The following is a 234-nucleotide window of genomic DNA, read 5'->3' on the forward strand; positions in this document are numbered from 1 at the left end:
AGCTCTATCTCCCATTTCCTCAGCAATAGCGCACCCTGTTGTGCGCGATTGACCTGACGGCATAGTGAGATTGTGCTTGAGTGCATATTCAGCAATATCAAGTCCTTGCTCATACACACCTGCATCAAAACACCACAACATGAGATACATCAATACATCATCTTACGCCCCTGAATTGCCTTTTAGCGTTTCAGTGACCCACGTTTCATACAACGGCAAGGCTTTTCGCTTATA

General features: G+C 45.3%; 1 protein-coding gene. It reads right to left on the reverse strand.

Going from position 1 to position 234, the window contains the following annotated elements:
• A partial coding sequence (gene gpM, locus PROVRUST_RS20285; protein WP_006816529.1) for a phage terminase small subunit occupies positions 1 to 150 on the reverse strand: 150 nt, incomplete at its 3' end.
• Positions 151 to 234: the final 84 nt, after the last annotated feature.

This window comes from Providencia rustigianii DSM 4541, assembly GCF_000156395.1.
Lineage (GTDB): Bacteria > Pseudomonadota > Gammaproteobacteria > Enterobacterales > Enterobacteriaceae > Providencia > Providencia rustigianii.